Source organism: Nocardiopsis sp. TNDT3 (assembly GCF_003427465.1).
Lineage (GTDB): Bacteria > Actinomycetota > Actinomycetes > Streptosporangiales > Streptosporangiaceae > Nocardiopsis > Nocardiopsis dassonvillei.
Map to the genome: position 1 here is coordinate 1 of NZ_QPFC01001312.1, position 2,060 is coordinate 2,060.

Genomic DNA, 2,060 nt, shown 5'->3' on the forward strand with positions numbered 1-2,060 from the left:
GGCCCGCGACCGGTAGCGGTCGCGGGCCCCTGCCGCGTGTCCTGGGGGGAGAGCGTGGGCCCCGCCCCGTCCGTTGCTCAGGCGACGGGGGAGAGGGAGGAGTAGCCCCCGGCGATGTCGATCCCGTTCCGCGCGGCGATCTCGACCAGGTCCTCGACCTCGCCCGCCTGCGCGCTGGCCAGGTCGTCGTCGCCGAGCGCGTGGGCGCGGCGCAGCGCGGTGATCGAGTCGTGGATGCGCACGTGAAGGGTGAGCGCGAACTCGCGCATGGGGCCTCTCCTCGGGGTTGGCGGCGCTGCCGGGGAGGGAGGACCTGACGGCTCTCCCCCGGGGGGCGTCTCCTTGTGTACCCGGCGAGGGTGAGAGCAGGGTTGGAGGGGGACAAGGATCGGCAAGGGGAGGGTCAGTTCCCGGCGGTGGGAACGCGGCCGCCCGCCGCGCGGCGGCGCGGCGGGCGGGTCACGGGTGCGGGGCGCGGTCTAGTGGTTGACCCAGACGTACCAGTCGCCCGACACGTGTTCGTAGATCCTGGAGCCCTGCCCGGGGACGAAGACGCCCTCGGGAATCGGCTCGGTGCTGTGCGCCAGACCCGAGGGGCTGAACAGCCCCGAACCCTCCACCGCGTAGTGGGTGACACCCTCGTACGCCGAGACGCTGCGCAGCGAGTACAGCCCCACCCGTTCGCCGTTGAGCGGGATGGAGGTGCGGCCGTCGGTGTCCTCGCGCAGCGAGAGCAGCTGGTCGGAGGAGGCGCTGATCCGGCTCTGGAGCGGGGCGTCGGCCACGGCCAGGCCGATCGCGGCGGCGGCGATCACCGGTGCGGACACCCAGCGCAGCCAGTAGTAGCGGATCATCGGCCGGGCCACCGCCAGGGCGATGCCCAGGCGCAGCGCGCCCATCCCGGCGAGCAGCAGACCGCCCACCAGGCCGATGAAGAACGTGGGCAGGTGCCCGCCGGGGACGCTGTCCTCGAAGAGCAGGACCAGGCCGACCACGCCGCAGGCGGGGATGTAGAGCCGCCCGGGTGGACGGGAGGCCCAGCTGATCAGTCGCTGGCCGAGCGTCGGCTTCTCCGCGATCTCGATCAGCTTGGCCAGGGACCTGTCAGGGGTCGGGCCGGAAGCTGCGGCGGACATGGCGTTCCCTCCACCGAATCCGTGTCATGGGGACGCGGACCCGCAGCGAACGGGAAGAAGGGGCCGCAGGGGGCCGCGTCACAGTCGATACGGCCGCCGAAGCACGGCCTGCTCCACAGGATAGAGCAGTGGCGGGGCGTGTTCGGGGAGACGCGAGGAAACGCCGCCGTCCTTCCCTCGGGTCGCGGACGGGTGACGGCGGTGTTTCCGGTGTCGCACGCCGACGCGCGGTGAGAGGACGAGGTGGTCCCATGACCAGCGTCCGCCGCTCACGGCCATCAGTACGCACACCGCCGTGACCAGCGACGTCGTTCCCCACGAGGAGAGGGGCGCCAGGCCGGGCGATCCCGCCGTGAGGGCGCCGAGCACGGCCGCGACGGCGAGCAGGGGGCCGGTCAGCCATGTGAGCAGGCCCACGGCGAAGGCGATCGAGAGCGCGACGAGCAGGGCGGGCAGCGTCCCGGCCACCGGGGACAGTACGCCCAGTCCGACGGCGTCCAGGTGTGCGGCGACCGCGGCCTCCCGGCCGCGCAGCGCGAGCCCGTACTCGGTGAACATCCACCCGACGCCCACCCGGACGAGGGCGGCGACGACGTCGTAGAGGCGTCCCCGGGAGATCCGTGGCCGCGGGTACGGCCTGGCGCGCTGCATGTCCGCTCCTCCCGGGCGTCCGGCGGTCCTGACAAGCGGAAACTACACAAAGTCATGGGCTTTGGCCTGCCGTGGTGACCGGCGAGTCGCGCGAAAGGGCGCGCGGGGGACCGCCTCGTCCGGATCGGGGCCCGGGCGCGCGGGCCGGGGTCTGCCGCACCCCGGGTCCCGCACGGCGTCCGCGCCGCACGCCCTAAGGTGGACACCGTGCCGACCACATCCACTCCCTCCCCGCCGCCCGCCGCACCCACCTACGAGCTGGAGGACGAGCTC

At 73.5% G+C, this 2,060-nt stretch carries 3 protein-coding genes; all 3 read right to left on the reverse strand.

Going from position 1 to position 2,060, the window contains the following annotated elements; all coding sequences use genetic code 11:
- Positions 1-77: 77 nt before the first annotated feature.
- The 3 genes from DQW06_RS27255 to DQW06_RS27265 all read right to left on the reverse strand — a co-directional run bounded on the left by DQW06_RS27255 (position 78) and on the right by DQW06_RS27265 (position 1,787).
- Positions 78-269 (reverse strand): hypothetical protein, encoded by a 192-nt coding sequence (locus tag DQW06_RS27255; protein ID WP_013154335.1) that lies wholly within the window; start codon positions 267-269, stop codon positions 78-80.
- Positions 270-479: 210 nt separating this feature from the next.
- Complete coding sequence (locus tag DQW06_RS27260) at positions 480-1,136, reverse strand: hypothetical protein (RefSeq protein ID WP_013154334.1); 657 nt, start codon at positions 1,134-1,136, stop codon at positions 480-482.
- 78 nt (positions 1,137-1,214) lie between these two features.
- Positions 1,215-1,787 (reverse strand): DoxX family protein, encoded by a 573-nt coding sequence (locus tag DQW06_RS27265; protein WP_013154333.1) that lies wholly within the window; start codon positions 1,785-1,787, stop codon positions 1,215-1,217.
- Positions 1,788-2,060 lie beyond the last annotated feature (273 nt).

Excerpts from the sequence above, each read along its gene's own strand:
- DQW06_RS27260 (WP_013154334.1), bottom strand. The coding sequence starts at position 1,136 with ATGTCCGCCGCAGCTTCCGGCCCGACCCCTGACAGGTCCCTGGCCAAG.
- DQW06_RS27255 (WP_013154335.1), bottom strand. The coding sequence starts at position 269 with ATGCGCGAGTTCGCGCTCACCCTTCACGTGCGCATCCACGACTCGATC.
- DQW06_RS27265 (WP_013154333.1), bottom strand. The coding sequence starts at position 1,787 with ATGCAGCGCGCCAGGCCGTACCCGCGGCCACGGATCTCCCGGGGACGC.